A 17,367-nucleotide genomic window follows, 5' to 3' on the forward strand; every position below is an offset into this window, starting at 1 on the left:
AGCGGCTAGCCCTTCGACAGCGGCGACGGGAAGCGGGGGTTGATCCGCACCCCGCTCAGCCACTCGGTTAGCTCGTCTGCCTTGCGCGCCAACGCCTTGGCGGTCCTCGCCCCGACGTCCTCGAGCAGTTGCAGCACCACGCGCCCGTCGGCGTCCTGACGCCACCCGCCGACCACCCGCCCGTCACACCATGCGGTCGGCCCGGCGTTGCCGTTGCGGTCGAATACCTGGCCGCGATGCTCGCCGAGGTACCAGTCGCGGTCCTGCCATCCCATCGTGGTGACGTCGAGGCCAGGAAGCAACGCGCACCAGCGGGCGGGTGCGGATTCGGGCTCGAGGTCGTCGGGCAGCACGTAGCCGGTCACGCCGTCCATGTCGACCTCGACGGCCTCCACGTCGCGCAGTCCGTCCCTGGCCCACGTCAGCGTGTTGCCGAACCACCACTTCACGTCATTGACGGTCGCGGGCCCGAACGTGCGCAACCAGGCGCGGATCATGAATTCCCGTGCGGCTTCTGCGGCCGTCGGCTGCGCGGCTGCGCCCAGCCAACTCGGCGCCGACGCCCAGCGCGGACGCGACGTGGTCCAGGTGCCCTCGTTCGGCCCGCGGACGAGGAAGCCCTCCACGGCCAGCACGGTCAACACCCGTGGTGAGACGGGAGTCGCTCCGCCCCAACTCTTTCCGGGCGCCGGGTCGTGGTTTCCCGCCAACTCCGGTAGGGCGGCACGAAGTTCCCGAGCACTCGCCGGGCCATGTTCGGCGATGTAGCCGAGCACCGCCTTCGACGCGAGGCCCAGCCATGCCTCACCGTCGTCGGCGATGCCCGCCTTCTCCACGTCGGCGATGAGCCTGCGACGTTCGTTGGCCGCCACCCGATCGCTGGCGGCGGCCTGGACCGCGGGCAGGTCACGGGCGTTGAGCACCCACAACGTGCGGCGCATCGCGAGATGCTTGACCACCGAGCGGTCCTGGTAGAGGGCGGCATCCAGGTCCTCGACCTGGAATCCGGGCATCCGCGCCCACAGCGAGAGGTACGGAGTGGCCGGATCGGTGGCGTGCAGTCCGACCAGCTGTGACGTGATCTCCGCGATGGATCCGCCTGCCGACGCGGTGGCCAGCAGGTGACGCCGCCCCAGCCGGGCCCGCCGTTCGTCGACGGAGAAGGAGCGCACCGTCAGGCTGGGCCGGACTCGGGGCCGGTCTCGTCGCGCATCGACGCGCGGATCTGCTCCATCCGCTTGATGGCGGCACGCTGACGGGCGTCGTACTGCTCCTCGACGGTCCGGCCCTCCGGCGTCTCGGCGGCCAGTTCGGCCGCCCCGATCGCCGTGCCGTACCGCGTCTCGATCTTCTCGCGCACGGAATCGAACGTCGGCACGCCACCCGCGGTGTAGCCGGTGTCAGCGGGCTGCACGGGCACGGGTTCGGCGGTGACGGACAGGACCGCCTCGTCGGGCACCGGCTCGGGCTCGACATCCATCACGTCGTCACCGGGAACCGGCTCGTCGGGCTGAGAGTCGGGCCTTTCATCGGACACATCGTCACCGTACCTCGGGCGCATAGTTGGGATCGGTAGCGAATCCGGCCGGATGTACTTCTCTCACGACGACGCCATCGGGGCGACGCGTGAAGCGGAGGAAAGTTCAATGGCAACATCACTGAATCGGGTTCTGGCTGCTGGGATCGGGCTCGTCGCCGCCGCCGCCGTACTGGTCGGCTGCTCCGACGACAAGGGCAGCTCACCGGCGTCGAGCACCGCCGCAAGCGGCGGCAGCGGAACCACCGCGGTCAGCACGACCGGCAACACCGAGGTCAAGGTGGAGGGCCAGGACCTGGCCGGCCTGGACCTCAAGTCCGTGACCTGCGTCAAGCAGGCCGGCAAGATCAACGTCGCCAGCGGAGGCGCCGCCGGCGGACTCGGTGTCGTGATGACCGACGAGGCCACCCCGAAGGTCGAGTCCCTGGGTCTGACGGTCGACGGAAACGCGCTGGCGGTCGCCTCGATGGGTGGCATGAATACCGGCTCGGCCGACGTCAAGGTCGACGGAAGCACCTACACCATCACCGGTGAGGCGCAGGGCGCCGACATGAAGAACCCGATGGCGGGGATGATCACGAAGAAGTTCGAGATCAAGGTGACCTGCAACTGACGGGTCTCACCCCGGGCGGCGGACGTGCATTGCACGTCCGCCGCCTTCCATCGTGTCCAGCGACTTATGATGCAGCCGTGTCGATCCCCGGTGAGCTGGAGCGGGCCCGTCACCTTGCCCTGGCCGCCGACGAGACCGCCGCCAAGGAGCTGCTGCTGTCGCTGATGCCGCAGATCGAGGAGGCCGACCGCGACGACCTGATGCTCGAGGTCCTCGCGCAACTCGGCGAGCTCTATCTGGTCAGGACCGCCTACGACGGCGTGCGGGAGGCGATAAGCCGGATCCGCGACACGCTGGCCATCTACTCGTCGATCCTGTCCGGCACGGCGGCACCGGAGATCGTCGCGCAGTCGACGATGACCACCGCCGAGGCACGCCACCTGATCTGCAGGTACTCGCGCCGCGCACAGTTCCTCGACGCCGGGCTCACCGCAGCCATGGGTGACCACGAGGGTGCCGCGGCCGCGCTGGACGTCCTTGACGACATGGCGTCCGACGACCCCGCGTTCGCCGATCTGTGCGACGAGCACGCGTACCTGTGCACCTATGCCCGGATCAACTGTGCCACCGCACTGTGCGAGGACGATCTGCACGTCCGCTCGGTTCCGTTGTGGCACAACGTGATCAACGACATCCAGGGGCCGACAATCTCAAGCGAGTCGAGCGACAACCTGCTCGTCCTCGGCGCCATCGCCTACGCCAGATTCTGCATCGAGACCGGCGCGCTGTCAGAAGCCGAACCGTGGTTACGCAGGGCGGCCGCTCGCGCCGAGGCGCGTGGCTGGGAGTTGGCGATCGCCCGAACGCGTTTGGAGCGGGCGACCGCAAGTTGGGCCATGGGCGACCGACTCAACACCGAGCAGTTGGTGCGCGAGGCGTACCCCGTGATCGCGGAGTACCTGCGCGCCAACGACGTCTCCCGCTGCTGGCTGTACTTCGGGCTGTACCGAATGGCGGCCGGCGGGCTCCAGGTCGCCGACGAATGCTGGGAGCATGCCGAGCGACACTGGCGTGAGCTCGGCAAGCCCTTGCACATCCACCGGATCCTGTTGCAGCGCAGCTGGATCGCCATAGTCCGAGGCCGCTATCAGGATGCGATCGACATGGTCGAGCAGGCGCGCGTCTGCCTCGACGAGTCACCCCGCAGCAGTTGGCTGGCGTACGCACGGCTCGACGATCACCTCGGCTCGGTGTGGCGCGCGCACGCACTGGCCGATCTCGGCTTCGACGGCGCCGGTCGACCGGACGAGGACTGGTCGGCCGCCGAGGCGCGGTACCGCACCGCGCAGGGCGCGATGCACGCCGAGCCGGGAAGTCCCGAGTATCGCGGCGCGATGGAGAAGCTGGCACGGGCCGCGGACCTGAAACTTCCTGCCGCCCTTGCGGTCGATTCGGTGCGCTACTCGATCGCCGACGCGGAGGCGCGGGCGCAGTGGGCCGAGTGCGTCGCCGCACCGCTGCTGGCGGGGGCGTTCGCAGTGGTGTGGGAGTCGGAGAACAGCGAGTTGACCAGCGAGCTGATCGAATACCACAGCGCCAGAGGTGCCTTCAGCGCCGAGAGTCGGCAGTCCGAGGTGGTGGAGTGGTCCAGGGCCTCGACGGCCCTTGCCCCGATCAGCGACGTCGACGAGCTTGCGTTGGTGGCCGCGGGCCCGCCGGTGCAGTCGGGCCGCTCATTGACTCGGCTGGCCCCGTTGCCGCCGCTGCGGATGGACCCGACAGCCGGTCCCGTGCTTGCCCGTTACCGGGACCTGGCGCTCGACCGGTACGGCCAGCACGTCACCACGGACGAAGCCGCCTGGTCGACGTGGCCTTGACGGCACAGCCGCAGGTGCCAAATCCCGGGTCGCTGCGCTCCTGCCCGCCGGACACCCTGGTCCTGCGCTTCGCCGACGTCGGCATCGCCACCTACGCCAGTCTGCGCGTGGTCGGACGGCCGGACCGAACGGTGACCTGGGTGGTCGATGAACCGTTTCTGCTGGCGGCGCTGGACGAACTCGCAGGAGCGCTACCCGAACCGAACGAGGGGGAGACGGTCGCGGCAGCCCTGACGCGGGCGCTCACAGTCGGCCCGTTCGCCGACCAGGCCGGCGAGCTGACGCTTGCGTATCGGCTGGGCGTGCTGTTGGTGTCCGACGCGGGCTGGCAGCTGCTGCTGGAGTACGCGAACACACCGCGCAGTGTCTTGTTCGTGTCGCCCAGCGCGCGCCTGGCCCGCGTGCCGTGGGGGATGCTCGCGTTACCCGTGGTGCGCCCGACCGCCGACGACCTGCTGCGGGCCAAGACCGCCGCAGTCACGGTGGAGGGCACGTCCGCCGCCCGAATCACGTGGCCGGCCGCCGATGCCGAATCGGTGACCGAGGGTTACCGGCTGATGGAACTCGTGGACGTCTTGATGGCGGTGCCCGCCAACATCGTGAATTCACCGCGGCCCCGTACCGAGTGGGGCCGGTCTGCGGACCGGCCTCCGCTGCTCGTGCTCGACCCGCGGGTGCCAGGGCAGCGGGCCGACTCGGCGCTCGGCTCGGTCCTGGGCCGTCCGTCGCCCGACGCGCCGTTGGCCCGGCACTTCGCGGCGACGTTGAGCCGGGGACCGGTGCTGCCTGCCGTCGCCGCGGCCGTCGAGCTGTTCCGTCGCACCGACGCCGACTGGAACTGGCTGGCCGACCGACTGGCCGACGGTCCGAGTCGGCTCATGTTCGTGGGTCACGCCAGCGCGGCCGACTCCGGCAGCGCCGATCGGGCAGCGCTGCACCTCGCCGACGAACGACCGCTGACCGCCGCGGATGTGATGTCGATGCGCTTGGTCATGCCGCCGCGGGTTGCATTGCTGGCCTGCGCTTCCGGCGGCGACTACCGCTTCGACGAGGCGACCGGACTGGTCGCCGCCGCCGTCCTCGGCGGCGCGCAACTCGTCACGGCCACGCTCTGGTCGCTCCCGACCACCGCGGGATACCGGCAGTTCACGCAAGCCAGGGACGTAGACCCGATGGCCGACGTCATCGTCGCGGTGGACGAGGCGCACCAGTCCGCGGACGCGGGCCGCGACGTCAATCGCTGGCAACGCGACCAGATGCGGCGGTGGCGGGCGGGCGATGCCACGGCCAACCCCGTCTACTGGGCGGCTCTCGTCACCTTCACCGTCGACGGTGCCCGGTGATCCTTCAACTCGGCGGCACGCAGACTGCGACGGCCGACTCGTCGCCGCTGCGGTAGTAGGCGTCGACGACGCTGCCCGGGGTCACATCGGTCAGCGAAGACTCGGGAATCAGCGTGGTCTCGTGGGCGGGGAACTGCCCGCCCTCGGGCTTCCTCACCATCAGGTCGAGTTCGACTTCCCGATAGTCCTCCCGAGCCTCACCCGTGGTCCGCATCGCCGTCACCACGCCGTGCGATCGGGTGCCGTGGCGGATCAACTCGAGTTGATCGGGCGTTACCAGTCCCTTGCGGATCAGCATCTGGTCGAACGCCGACCGAACCGCCACCATGTCGTTCGCAAGCGAAAGATGTTCGCGCGCATCGGGATCGAATGCGACCAGCAGCACCACGCCCGGACGCAACTCCGGATCTCCGTCTCCGTGGCGCAGGCGGCCGACGAACCGCTGACCCGACACGCTTTCGACGTCGACGGTGATCGGGCCTGCGATGGTGCGCACGGTGCCGATCCCAACCGACTGGCCGGCATCCGGTGCGGGCACGGCACGCCCTCGGCGGCGGGCAAGCGGACCGACCAGAGCCACTCCGAGTGCGGCGAAGGCGAAGAAGACGAGCGTGATGACGAGGGTGTCGGGCATGACATCAGGGTCGACGACGACGGCGGCTACCGAACCCAACTTTCCCGGCCACCTATCCTGAGCTGATGAGTACGGAGCCGCGGCTGGTCACGACGGTCGCCGTCGCGCAACCACGGCGCGCGGTGATCGACCAGGCGTGGCGGGCGATCGGCCCTGGCGTCGAGGTGCTCAGCGGCTCGGACGGCGGCCCTCTGCGCCGCACCGTCAAGCGCATCCTGGACCCCCTGGTGCTGCGGCTGCGAGCCAACCCGCAGTACTCCGCGCCGGTCCTTGGGCCCGACACCGCCTCGGCGGCACGTGACCTCATCGCCGACCACGCGGCTCGACTGCGCGCCACTGCCGCCTGGTTCGCGCTACTGAAGACGGAGCGACGTCGGCTGCGCATCACCACGGGAAATGCCCAAGAACTTTACTTCCCAGTCTGTTTCGAGCTCGCCGTCACCAGGGGAGCACCCGGCCCCGACGACCGGGTCACGGCCGAGGCCGTATTGCGCGACGTCCACGAGGACCGCGACCGCACCGGAATCGAGCAGCTGAACCGTTACGTGGCTGGCGAGGACGTCATCGCCAAGCTCACCCGCCAGCTCGACCGGAGCTGGAGCGACGTCCACCCCGGTGACGCCATCCCCGGCCCGTTCCTTGCAGGCCTGTCGACCGTGCTGGGCCCCGCCGACGGCCACACCGCCGAGTCGGCCCGGCAGCGGGTCTGGTCGGTGCTGACCGCCGACGCGACGCCCTACAACCTCGGCGCCACGGCCCGCCGCGAGTTCGCCGACCTGCCGTGGTCCATCGTCGAGGTCGGATTGAGCGCCATCGCCCCGCAACAACCTCCGCCGATGGTCGACGGCGTCCACGGCGACCGGCCCCTGGACCGCAGCGTCATCGACCGCGTGCGGGCGACACTGCGCCGTGCGCTGGACCGTGACGAACTCCCCGACATTCCGCTGCTGTGCGCCGAGGAGGTCGACCGCGCCTGCGCGCCGTGGGGACTGCTGGCCGAGGACAAGCAGGCAACATTGGTGGCGGGCATCGAGGTGGCCGTCGACCTTGCTCCGCTGCGCGAATCCGCCGTGCCACGTTACGAACTCGGCCGGCTGATTCAGGCCCGGCTGCGCAAGGAGGCCTACGTGCTGCACGCCAGGCGATACCTCGCCGACGGCGGCCCGCTGCATCCACGCCAACGGCAGGTGATCGACGACCTCGCGGCCTTCGCCCGCCCGTACACCAGCCGGTTGTGGGCGCGGCTGCACGGGCGTGACGTGTGGCAGGAACCCTGCGACGACGTCGACGACGTGAGAGCGCTGTTGGAAGGCGTGGCCAGGTCGGTCAGCCTGGATCACAGGCAGAGGATCAAGAGCATGCTGGAGTCGGCTCGATGAGACTCGTCGCCGATTCTGGTCTGTGGAGCACCGGGCCGACCGTCGCGGAGTCACCCGCGGTCGCCGTGCTCGAGGTCAGCGGAGCGGTACTGGCGTGGACGGTTGACGATCCGTCCGGCGCCGCCCGCATCACGTTCACCGATGTGCATGCGGCGGAATGGCTTTGGCGCCTCGTCGGCGAAACCGGACACGTCGCCGCACTGACCGCACTGCGTGATGGCACGGCGGAGGACGGACGCGCCGTCGACCTCGCGGGTGTCGAGCCGTCGCCCGACGAGCTGGCTGCGCTGCGCCGGATCGCCGTCGGCCACTGGCTGCGACGGTGGTGGCCCGCCAGTTCGCGCGACGGCATCGTCGCCCTCGATCCGGCGGTGCTGGACGGCGAGATCGCACTGCTGACCGCCGCCGCCGAGGACTACTTCGCCGACGAGACGTTCGACTCCGACGTGACGGACCTGCTGCGGCCCCACGCCGCGAGCCTCGTCCCCGGTGCACACGGGGATGATCCGCGCGTTTCGGCGCTCGTCGACACTTGCCGCGAGCTCGCCGACGAACTCGGTCTCGGATGGTCGGAACTAGCTGTACCGCTGATAGATTCGGCGCGCCGCGACCACTATGCGTTGGCGGCAGGGCCGGAATCGGTTCGGACGGCAGCGTTGACGATCGCCAGCGGAGTCGGTTCGGTCAACTGGATCGCCGTTCCGCCCGGTCTGTTCGACGCGGCCGACCGGACCGTGGACTGGTCCATCGAGATCGACGGCGCCGCAGTGGTCGCCGCGGTGCGGGTGGCCACGACGATGCCGGCCGAAGGCGTCGCGGTACGGCTGCGGTCGGGAGCCGTTGGCGGCGCCGGCGTCCTGGATGCCGACGGTCGCGCGACGCTTGCGCTGGTCGGCGCCGAACAGCGACAGGTCACCGAAACGCAAGCCTGGGACCATGACTGGTCGGCGACGACGGTGACCGTCGGGGCCGACGTCGACGCTTCGGACGATGCCGCGCGCACCCGGGACCGGGTTCGGGCCTTCGCCAGGTCGAGACTCGCGCAGCCCGGGCCCGACGCGTTCCTCGCCGAGATCCTTGCGGCGGAATCCGACTACTGACCCCCCTGTTACCTCGCAGCGGCCTGCAGCGTGGGTGCCGCGGGTGTCGGCACCGGCAACGGCTGCTTGGCAACGTCGGGGGTACCGATCTGCCCGGCCAGCCAGGGGAGTGCCGAGGCGAAGGCATGCGCGGCGAACGGCCAGTCGTGCTTACCGGGCTGTGCCACCACGGCGCACTGGATCCCGTTGGCGGCACCCAACCCGCACAACGACGTCGCCGCCGTGGTCTGATCGCTCGTCCGTCCGGCGGCGTCACGCCCGCCGAGGCCGTTGCCGCCGCCGTTGGCGCTGGCGGGGTTGAACGTGGGCGGCGGTGGTGAGGTGGCCCCGCTGATGTCGAACCATCCCGAGATGCCCGTGTACGGCCCGTGTCGGGTGATGACGGTGCTGGGGTCGAAGTTGGCGTACTGGGCCGCGTCACCACCGAACAGCCGGTCGATCGTCTGCTCCTTCGTGCCCGAGTTCGGGCTGAGGTCGCCTGCGATGTCCTCGAAGGTGCTGAACATGTCGGGGTGCATCACGGCGAGGTCGACCGCACACGTCCCGCCCATCGACCAGCCGACGATGCCCCAGTTGGTCCGGCTGGTGCTCACGCCGTAGGTCGCCTCCATGAATGGGACGACGTCCTTGGTCAGGTGGTCGGCCGCGTTGCCGCGGCCGCCGTTGACGCATTCGGTGTCGTTGTTGAACGCGCCGCCGGAGTCGACGAAGACGAGCACCGGCGCGTTTCCGTGATGGGCGGCGGCGAAGTCGTCCACGGTCTTGATCGCGTTGCCCGCCCGCAGCCAGTCGGCCGGGGTGTTGAACTCGCCGCCGATCATCATCAGGGTCGGCAGCGGAGGCGGCGGATTCGACGCGTACCAGGCCGGCGGCAGGTAGACCAGCTCGCCGCGGTGCTTGAACCCCGACGCCGCCGCGCTGATGGTCACCGGCACGAGGGTGCCCTTGGCGGGGACTTTGCGGGACACCTGCATCGCCACGACCGTCGCCTGATCCGTCTGGTCGGGCAGCGGTCCAGCGGTGAGTTGATTCCACGCCGTCTGCACGGTGGGGAAGTAGCCCACCCAGAGGTTCAGGGAGAGCGCGGCACACAGGAGGCACAGCGGAAGCGCGACCGTTGCCGCGCCACGGCGCCACCAACGGGCACCCCGCCAGCCGGCCACGAGGACCACGGCCGCGACGCCCGTCACTGCGATCCAGATCCACAGCAAGTTCGGAGCGGGGTCGCCGGCGAGGCCCTCGGAGGAGATGTACCAATACGCCGTGGCCGCCAGCACCGCGCCGATGCCCAGCGCCACGGGCAGCCAGACCAGCCGCCAGCGCCGGTTGCGCCACCCGATCGCGAGCAGCAGTACCACTGCGGCGAGCGCCTGCACCATCAGCGGCAGCCAGCCGTGCATCAGTGAGAGGTGTTGTTGGCGGTAGCCGCCGGCCGGGTCCGCCAACAGCGTCTCGGCGATCCTCGTCGTCGAAGTCGTCACGGCATCATGGTGTCTGGCGTTCCTGGAGACAGGCTGTGAGTTTCGGCGGGCTGGAGCGAAGCGACCGGGGAATCGATGGATGCTCAGCGCGGCTTGGCGAGCGGGAACGGCAGCGTCTCGCGGATGCTGCGACCGGTGATCAACATGACCACGCGGTCCACCCCAACTCCCAGCCCGCCGGTGGGAGGCATCGCGTACTCCATCGCCTGCAGGAAGTCCTCGTCGAGTTCCATGGCCTCCGGGTCGCCGCCCGCCGCGAGCAGCGACTGCTCCTGCAGCCGCCTGCGCTGTTCGACCGGGTCGGTCAGCTCGCTGTAGGCGGTGCCCAGCTCGACGCCCCACGCGACCAGGTCCCACCGTTCGGCGATACCGGGTTTGCTGCGGTGAGGGCGGGTCAGCGGTGACACCGAGGTAGGAAAGTCCTTGTAGAACGTCGGGCGTTCGGTGCGGCCTTCGACGAGGCGTTCGTACAGCTCGAGCACCACGGCGCCCTCGTCCCAGTGCGTCAGGTACGGAATGCCCGCACCGTCGCAGAGCTTGCGTAGCCGCGCCAGCTCGGTGTCGGTGTCGATCTCCTCGCCGAGCGCCTCCGACACCGCGCCGTGCACGGTCTTGACCGGCCACTCGCCGGAGATGTCGACGGGCTCCAGCGATCCCTCGGTGGCACCGGGCCGCATGACCACCTGGCTGCCGTTGGCGGCCTCGGCGGCGTTCTGGATCAACTCGCGGCACCCGTGCACCCACACGTTGTAATCGGCGTGGGCCTGGTAGGCCTCCAACAGGGTGAACTCGGGGTTGTGGCTGAAGTCCACGCCCTCGTTGCGGAATGCCCGGCCGAGTTCGAAGACGCGTTCCACGCCACCGACGCAGAGCCGCTTCAGGTACAGCTCGGGCGCGATGCGCAAGTACAGATCCAGGTCGTAGGCGTTGATGTGCGTCATGAACGGACGCGCGTTGGCGCCCCCGTGAATCTGTTGCAGAATCGGCGTCTCGACTTCGAGAAAGCCCTTGCCGACCAGGGTTTCGCGGATGGCGTGCAGGATCCGGCTGCGCGCGGTGATGAGGTCGCGCGCCTCGGTGTTGATCGCCAGGTCGACGTAGCGCGTACGCACCCGCGCCTCGGGGTCGGTGAGGCCCTTCCACTTGTCTGGCAAGGGACGCAGGCACTTGCCGATCAGCCGCCAGCTGTCGACGAGCAGCGAGCGGGTGCCGTTCTTGCTGCGGCCCATGGTGCCCGTTACCTCGACCAGGTCGCCCAGATCGATGGCGCCGGTGAAGTCGGACGTGTTCCCTTCGGCGAGGCGGGAATTGTCCAGTAGCAGTTGAACTTCGCCCGACCAGTCCCGCAGCTGGGCGAACAGCACGGCGCCGTAGTCGCGGAGGCGAAGTACGCGTCCGGCGACGCTCACGGTGACGTCGTCTCGTGCGTCGATGGCAAGGGCGACGGTGTGACTGGGGGCCTGTCCGACGGGATAGGCGTCGATTCCCTTGGCCTGCAGGGCCTTCAGCTTGGCCATGCGAACCCGTACCTGTTCGGGTAGTCGCTGCGGCCCCGCCTCTTCGGGGACCGGGACGTCCAGGCCGGTGAGATCGGGCGCACTGCCGTCGTGATGCAGACGACCCGATTGCACCAACGTGTCCGGCGCGGCCGTGTGGTGCCCGGTGTGTTGCTTGGCGCGACGGCTGAAGGGCAGCACCAGGAAACCCTCGGCGATCACGGAGGCGACGCCGACTCTCGGAATCAGCCTGGCGTCCTCGTAGCAGGCGAACCGCGGCACCCATTCGGGTTGGTACTTCATGTTCGACCGGTACAACGTCTCGAGTTGCCACCAGCGCGAGAAGAAGACCAGCAGGCCGCGCCACAGGCGCGCAACCGGGCCCGCTCCGAGCTGGGCACCTTCCTCGAAGGCGGAGCGGAACATCGCGAAGTTGAGCGAGATGCGGGTCACGCCGATGTCTTCGGCCTGCAGGCACAGCTCGCTGACCATCAGTTCGTTGGTGCCGTTGGGGGACTGGGGCGAGCGGCGCATCAGATCGAGCGATGCCCCATTGGTGCCCCACGGCACCAACGACAACATCGCGACCGTCTCCCCGTCGTCGGCGGCCACCGCCTCGACCAGCAGGCAGTCGCCGTCGGCCGGATCGCCGAGGCGACCGAGGGCCATCGAGAAGCCGCGTTCGGTCTCCGTGTCGCGCCAGGCGTCCGCCCGCTTGATCACCTGGCTCATTTCGTCGGCGGACAATTCGCGGTGCCTGCGGATCCGCACCGTGAGACCGGCCCGGCGTGCCCGGGTGACCGCCTGCCGTACCGGCTTCATGTCCGGGCCGGACAGCTTGAAGTAGTCCGGGTGCAGGATCGCCTCATCGCCCAGTTCGAGTGCGTTGAGGCCTGCCTCGCGAAAGGCTTGGGCCGCAACGGAACTGGCGCCCATCACGCCCGGCGCCCAGCCGTAGGTCTCGCACAGCTTCAGCCAGGCCTCGATCGCGGCGGGCCACGCCCTCGGGTCTCCGATCGGGTCGCCACTGGCCAGGCAGACGCCCACTTCGACGCGGTAGGTGATCGCGGCGCGACCGTTCGGCGCGAACACGACCGACTTGTCGCGGCGGGTGGCGAAGTAGCCGAGCGAGTCGTTCTTGCCGAACAACTCGAGCAGGCCGCGGATCGCCGACTCGTCCTCGCCGGTCAGTGCGTTCTCGGCACGCTGGGACTGGAACAGCACGACGGCCGCGACCATCAACGCCAGCGCGCCGAACAAGCCCAGCAGCGCATTGACGAACACGTGCGGGTGTCCGGTGAACGAATCGGCGTCCGCGCCGGCGAAGGCACTCACCCGGTTGAGCGCGTACAGGAGCCGGTCCGATCGGGCCAGCGAGCCGGGGAAGAACTCGAGCAGTCCCCAGCCGACGAGCGTGCCGACCGCCATACCCACGACCAGGGTGGCGGCCGCCTTGAACAGGGCGCCGCGCCGTACCTTCGCCCAAAACTGGGGGCGGGCCAGGACCAGGAAACCGATTGCCGCGACGTGGAAGGCGATGCCGATGACCTCGCCGACGTCCACGATGACCGTCTCGTCGCCCGTCACCAGGTCGACGACGTTCCAGCCGATGGCGGCGACCATGTAGAGGACGAGGATCCACCACGCGATCCGCTTGCGGGCGGCCAGCGCCGCCGCCAGAAGCGCCAGCACGAACGCCCACGCGAAGCTGGTGTCTGGGAAGTTGAAGAGGTAGTCGTTGACGAATTCGCGGGGGACCTTGATGACCCACCGAATCAGCGGCGACACGCTGGCGATCAGTGACAGCGTGGCGATGACGCCCACGGTCCACCCGGCCGCGGCGGGTACCCACCAGAACGTCGCGCGCCGTTTCTTGTTCACCGCGGTCAGGGTCATAGGCCGCGAGGATATGCGGTCAACCGGCGAAATGGGTGAGAGTGGTTACCAGACGGGGCCGGTGTACTTCTCGCCCGGTCCCTGGCCCGGCTCGTCGGGTGCCGCACTCGACTCACGGAACGCGAGCTGGAGGCTCTTCAGACCGTCGCGAACCGGTCCGGCGTGCGGGCCCAGGTATTCGGCCGACGCGGCCACCAATCCGGCGAGTGCGGTGATCAGGCGACGGGCCTCGTCGAGATCGCGGTGCGGGCTGTCATCCGGATCCTCGGCTGAGAGCCCCAGCTTCTCGGCGGCCGCGCTCATCAGCATCACGGCCGACCGGGTGATCACCTCGACCGCGGGAATTTCGGCCAGTTCGCGGATGTTAGGAATCTCGGTCATGCCTGCTAGAGTGGCACGCGCGACCGTTCTGGCGTACGCCAGGACACCCAAGTGGAGTCCCGCTCCCACCGTTGGCCAGTCTTCGAGACCAGGCTCAGCGGTCCGGTCACGAGTGTCTCGCGACGCTCGTTCTGCGTTTTGCGCAGGCGGCGTGAGCCGTGATCGGTCGGCATCGGGCCCTGCTATATGCAGGGCTTTTCTGTTCCGTGGAACAGGGTGCGGATGGCGTGGGACTCCGGCAAGACTACATAGGAGGCCCCATCAGCACTGAGACACGCATCAACGAGCGCATCCGCGTACCTGAAGTCCGCCTGATCGGACCGGGCGGCGAGCAGGTAGGCATCGTGCGCATCGAAGATGCACTCCGCGTCGCCGCGGACGCCGATCTCGACCTCGTCGAAGTTGCACCGGACGCCAAACCGCCGGTGTGCAAGATCATGGACTACGGCAAGTTCAAGTACGAGACGGCTCAGAAGGCGCGCGAGTCTCGCAAGAACCAGCAGCAGACCGTCGTCAAGGAACAGAAGCTCCGACCCAAGATCGACCCGCACGACTACGAGACCAAGAAGGGTCACGTCGTCCGCTTCCTCGAAGCGGGGTCGAAGGTCAAGGTCACCATCATGTTCCGCGGACGTGAGCAGTCGCGGCCCGAACTGGGTTACCGACTGTTGCAGCGGCTGGGCGCCGACGTCGCCGAGTACGGCTTCGTCGAGACGTCAGCCAAGCAGGACGGCCGCAACATGACGATGGTGCTGGCGCCGCACCGCGGCGCGAAGACCAAGGCAAGAGCTGCACACGACGCAGCCGCGCCACCGGCTCAACGCGCGGCACCGGCTCCGGCTCCCGCCCAGCCGGCGGCAGCTCCGCCCAGCGAAGCACCGACCGACACACCACAGAACTAGAGGACAGCATGCCCAAGGCCAAGACCCACAGCGGAGCGTCGAAGCGCTTCCGCCTCACTGGAACCGGCAAGATCGTGCGCCAGAAGGCCAACAAACGGCACCTCCTGGAGCACAAGGCGAGCAAGCGCACCCGCCGCCTCGACGGCCGTACCACGGTGTCTGCCAACGACACCAGCCGCGTGAAGAAGATGCTGAACGGCTGAGTGCAGCACCCCGTAAAGACCGCACGAGAATAGGAACACCCCCATGGCACGCGTGAAGCGCGCACTCAACGCCCAAAAGAAGCGGCGTACCGTCCTCAAGGCCTCGAAGGGCTACCGCGGACAGCGGTCCCGGCTCTACCGCAAGGCCAAGGAGCAGCAACTCCATTCATTGGCGTACGCCTACCGCGACCGCCGTGCCCGCAAGGGCGAGTTCCGCAAGTTGTGGATCTCCCGCATCAACGCGGCGGCCCGCGCCAATGACATCACCTACAACCGGCTGATCCAGGGCCTCAAGGCCGCTGGCATCGAGGTCGACCGCAAGAACCTGGCCGAGATCGCGGTCAGCGATCCGGCTGCGTTCACCGCGCTGGTCGAGGCCGCCAAGGCAGCCCTGCCGGAAGACGTCAACGCGCCGTCCGGAGAGGCCGCCTGAGCCCCACCCCGCTCACCGAGCGATCGGCTCGCGTGGTGGCCGCAGCCAAGCTGCACCGCCACGTGGGCCGCACCCGCGCCGCACGTTTCCTCGCCGAAGGGCCCAACCTCGTCGAGGCGGCGTTGCGGCGCGGTCTCGTTGGCGAGGTCTTCGCCACCGAGGAGGCGCTGCACCGATTCGGCGCCATCCTCCACGGTGCGCCCGTTCAGGTCGTGACCGAGCGGGCGGCGAAGGCGTTGTCGGACACCGTCACTCCCGTCGGGCTCGTCGCGGTGTGTTCGATGCCGGAGACGCTCCTGAGCGACGTACTCGCCGCCAGTCCGCGGTTGGTGCTCGTCGCCGTCGAGATCTCCGAACCCGGCAACGCGGGCACGTTGATCCGGTTGGCCGATGCGATGGGCGCCGACGCCGTCGTCCTGGCCGGGCACGGTGTCGACCCCTACAACGGGAAGTGTCTGCGCGCTTCGGCGGGAAGCATCTTCTCGGTGCCCGTCCTCGAAGAGCCCGACGCCGCTGGCCTGATCAAGGCGCTTCGGGGCGTCGGCGTGCAGGTGTTCGCCACCACCGTCGACGGCGAGATGTCGCTCGACGGTCCGGAACTCGCGGCTCTGCTGTCCACACCCACCGCGTGGCTGTTCGGTCCGGAGGCCCACGGGTTGCCGCCGGAGGTCGCGGCGTTGACCGACGCGCGGGTGCGCATCCCGATGCGTGGCGGCGCGGAAAGCCTCAACGTCGCGGCCGCGGCGGCGATCTGCATGTATCAGAGCGCCCGGGCGCAGGATTACTAGCCGCCGAGGCCGCGCCGCCCTTCCCCCGGCCCGCGAGCTCCATTCCCGCGACTGTGCGGTGTCGTACGCGACACGCCGCCGGGGCGTACGAATCCGCACAGTCGCCGGACTACTGGCCGCTGAGCAATCCCCGCGCCACGTGGGTGATCTGCACCTCGTTGCTGCCGGCGTAGATCATCAGCGACTTCGCGTCGCGCGCCAGTTGCTCCACCCGGTACTCGGTCATGTAGCCGTTGCCGCCGAACAGCTGCACGGCTTCCATCGCCACGTCGGTGGCCGCCTGCGAGCAGTACCACTTCATCGCCGACGCCTCGGCTAACGAGATCGTCGCACCGGTCTGGCCGGCCTCGATCACCCGAAAGAGCATGTTGCGCACGTTCATCCGGGCAACTTCCATGTTCGCCAGCTTGAGCTGGATAAGCTGGAACTGGCCGATGTCCTTGCCCCACAACGTCCTCGTCTTGGCGTAGTCGACCGACAATCGCAGACATTCCTCGATGACGCCGAGCGCCATCGCCGCGACACCGATCCGCTCCGAGGCGAAGTTCGACCGGGCGCTATCGCGTCCGTCGCCCGCCTTGTTGTCCTCTGTCTCGCCGAGCAGCCGGTCACGACCCAGCCGCACGTTGTTGAAGAACAGTTCACCGGTGCGGGAGCTGTGAATGCCCATCTTGCGCAACGGCTTCGACTGCACGAAGCCGTCCATGCCGCGATCGAGCACGAACGTCAGCACCTTGCGGTCACGCTTCGCGACGTCCGAATCACCTTCGTCGAGCTTGGCGTACACCACCACGACGTCGGCATCGGGTCCGTTGGTGATGAACGTCTTCTGCCCGTTGAGGATGTAGTCCCCATTTCCCGAACCATCGCGCACGACGTAGGACTTCATGCCGCCGAACGCATCCGAGCCGGAATCCGGCTCTGTGATGGCCCAGGCGCCGATCTTCTCGTAGGTGACGAGACCGGGAAGCCAGCGCTCCTGCTGGGCGAGGGTGCCTCGAGACGCGATGGTGGACACAGTCAAACCCAGGCTGACGCCCATGCCCGTCACGACGCCCATGCTGACCCGGCACAATTCGCTGACGACGACGAAACCCATGCCGGCCTGGTCGGTTCCGCCGCCGAACATGCCTCCCGACGACGCCTTCCCCGACGATCCGCCGTCGCGCATCTTGGCCAGCCGCTTCTCGAGCGACTCCTTCGCCATCGCGTCGATGCCGAACGTGGCGAACAGCTTCCGGACGATCGGATAGGGCGGCATGTCGCCGCTCTCGAGGGCGTCCAGGTGCGGCCTGATCTCCTTGTCCACGAATTCCCGGACGGCATCGCGCACGGCAATGTCGACGTCAGACCACTCGAGCATG

General features: G+C 68.8%; 16 protein-coding genes. 9 read left to right on the forward strand and 7 right to left on the reverse strand.

What is annotated here, in order from left to right; genetic code table 11:
- Nucleotides 1-5: 5 nt before the first annotated feature.
- Together N536_RS0122355 and N536_RS0122360 are read right to left on the reverse strand one after the other, a co-directional pair.
- Nucleotides 6-1,172 (reverse strand): winged helix DNA-binding domain-containing protein, encoded by a 1,167-nt coding sequence (locus tag N536_RS0122355; RefSeq protein ID WP_029115652.1) that lies wholly within the window; start codon nt 1,170-1,172, stop codon nt 6-8.
- A 2-nt stretch (nt 1,173-1,174) separates the two neighbouring features.
- Nucleotides 1,175-1,480, reverse strand: coding sequence for a hypothetical protein (locus tag N536_RS0122360; RefSeq protein WP_051574695.1), 306 nt, complete (start codon nt 1,478-1,480; stop codon nt 1,175-1,177).
- A 178-nt stretch (nt 1,481-1,658) separates the two neighbouring features.
- Between N536_RS0122360 and N536_RS0122365 the strand changes: the two genes are divergently transcribed.
- The 3 genes from N536_RS0122365 (at nt 1,659) to N536_RS0122375 (ending at nt 5,310) form a co-directional block, all read left to right on the forward strand.
- A complete protein-coding gene (locus tag N536_RS0122365) occupies nt 1,659-2,150 on the forward strand; it encodes a lipoprotein LpqH (protein WP_029115654.1) in 492 nt (163 codons plus the stop codon).
- 77 nt (nt 2,151-2,227) lie between these two features.
- The gene (locus N536_RS0122370; protein WP_029115655.1) at nt 2,228-3,967 is read left to right on the forward strand and encodes a hypothetical protein; all 1,740 of its coding nucleotides are present in this window, start codon (nt 2,228-2,230) and stop codon (nt 3,965-3,967) included.
- A gap of 32 nt (nt 3,968-3,999) precedes the next feature.
- The gene (locus N536_RS0122375; protein ID WP_029115656.1) at nt 4,000-5,310 is read left to right on the forward strand and encodes a CHAT domain-containing protein; all 1,311 of its coding nucleotides are present in this window, start codon (nt 4,000-4,002) and stop codon (nt 5,308-5,310) included.
- Between the two features lie 4 nt (nt 5,311-5,314).
- On the opposite strand, the gene N536_RS43075 is transcribed toward N536_RS0122375, so the two are convergent.
- Nucleotides 5,315-5,944 carry a hypothetical protein gene (locus N536_RS43075; protein ID WP_081809323.1) on the reverse strand — a complete coding sequence of 210 codons (630 nt, stop codon included), beginning with the start codon at nt 5,942-5,944 and terminating at the stop codon, nt 5,315-5,317.
- 65 nt (nt 5,945-6,009) lie between these two features.
- Here N536_RS43075 and N536_RS0122385 point away from each other — a divergent pair, with 65 nt between their 5' ends.
- A complete protein-coding gene (locus N536_RS0122385) occupies nt 6,010-7,323 on the forward strand; it encodes a hypothetical protein (RefSeq protein ID WP_029115657.1) in 1,314 nt (437 codons plus the stop codon).
- The gene (locus N536_RS0122390) at nt 7,320-8,423 is read left to right on the forward strand and encodes a hypothetical protein (protein WP_029115658.1); all 1,104 of its coding nucleotides are present in this window, start codon (nt 7,320-7,322) and stop codon (nt 8,421-8,423) included. The genes N536_RS0122385 and N536_RS0122390 overlap by 4 nt, the downstream gene beginning before the upstream one ends.
- Nucleotides 8,424-8,431: 8 nt before the next feature.
- Here the strand turns inward: N536_RS0122390 and N536_RS0122395 are convergent, their stop codons facing one another.
- From N536_RS0122395 to N536_RS0122405, 3 genes are all read right to left on the reverse strand, one after another.
- On the reverse strand, nt 8,432-9,823 hold the full coding sequence (locus N536_RS0122395) for an alpha/beta hydrolase family protein (RefSeq protein ID WP_029115659.1): 1,392 nt from the start codon (nt 9,821-9,823) through the stop codon (nt 8,432-8,434).
- A 164-nt stretch (nt 9,824-9,987) separates the two neighbouring features.
- Nucleotides 9,988-13,296 (reverse strand): bifunctional lysylphosphatidylglycerol synthetase/lysine--tRNA ligase LysX, encoded by a 3,309-nt coding sequence (lysX, locus tag N536_RS0122400; protein WP_029115660.1) that lies wholly within the window; start codon nt 13,294-13,296, stop codon nt 9,988-9,990.
- A gap of 45 nt (nt 13,297-13,341) precedes the next feature.
- Nucleotides 13,342-13,677 (reverse strand): DUF1844 domain-containing protein, encoded by a 336-nt coding sequence (locus N536_RS0122405; protein WP_029115661.1) that lies wholly within the window; start codon nt 13,675-13,677, stop codon nt 13,342-13,344.
- Nucleotides 13,678-13,937: 260 nt separating this feature from the next.
- Between N536_RS0122405 and infC the strand changes: the two genes are divergently transcribed.
- The 4 genes from infC to N536_RS0122425 are packed head-to-tail and all read left to right on the forward strand — an operon-like array spanning nt 13,938 to nt 16,003.
- Nucleotides 13,938-14,579 carry a translation initiation factor IF-3 gene (infC, locus tag N536_RS0122410; RefSeq protein ID WP_197040208.1) on the forward strand — a complete coding sequence of 214 codons (642 nt, stop codon included), beginning with the start codon at nt 13,938-13,940 and terminating at the stop codon, nt 14,577-14,579.
- Nucleotides 14,580-14,587: 8 nt separating this feature from the next.
- On the forward strand, nt 14,588-14,782 hold the full coding sequence (gene rpmI, locus N536_RS0122415) for a 50S ribosomal protein L35 (protein ID WP_029115663.1): 195 nt from the start codon (nt 14,588-14,590) through the stop codon (nt 14,780-14,782).
- Nucleotides 14,783-14,825: 43 nt separating this feature from the next.
- Nucleotides 14,826-15,215: a 50S ribosomal protein L20 gene (gene rplT / locus N536_RS0122420; RefSeq protein WP_029115664.1), complete on the forward strand. Its 390-nt coding sequence runs from the start codon at nt 14,826-14,828 to the stop codon at nt 15,213-15,215.
- Between the two features lie 32 nt (nt 15,216-15,247).
- Complete coding sequence (locus N536_RS0122425; protein ID WP_029115665.1) at nt 15,248-16,003, forward strand: RNA methyltransferase; 756 nt, start codon at nt 15,248-15,250, stop codon at nt 16,001-16,003.
- A gap of 109 nt (nt 16,004-16,112) precedes the next feature.
- Here the strand turns inward: N536_RS0122425 and N536_RS0122430 are convergent, their stop codons facing one another.
- A complete protein-coding gene (locus N536_RS0122430; RefSeq protein ID WP_029115666.1) occupies nt 16,113-17,366 on the reverse strand; it encodes an acyl-CoA dehydrogenase family protein in 1,254 nt (417 codons plus the stop codon).
- Nucleotide 17,367: the final 1 nt, after the last annotated feature.

The organism is Mycobacterium sp. URHB0044 (genome assembly GCF_000620625.1).
Classification (GTDB): domain Bacteria; phylum Actinomycetota; class Actinomycetes; order Mycobacteriales; family Mycobacteriaceae; genus Mycobacterium.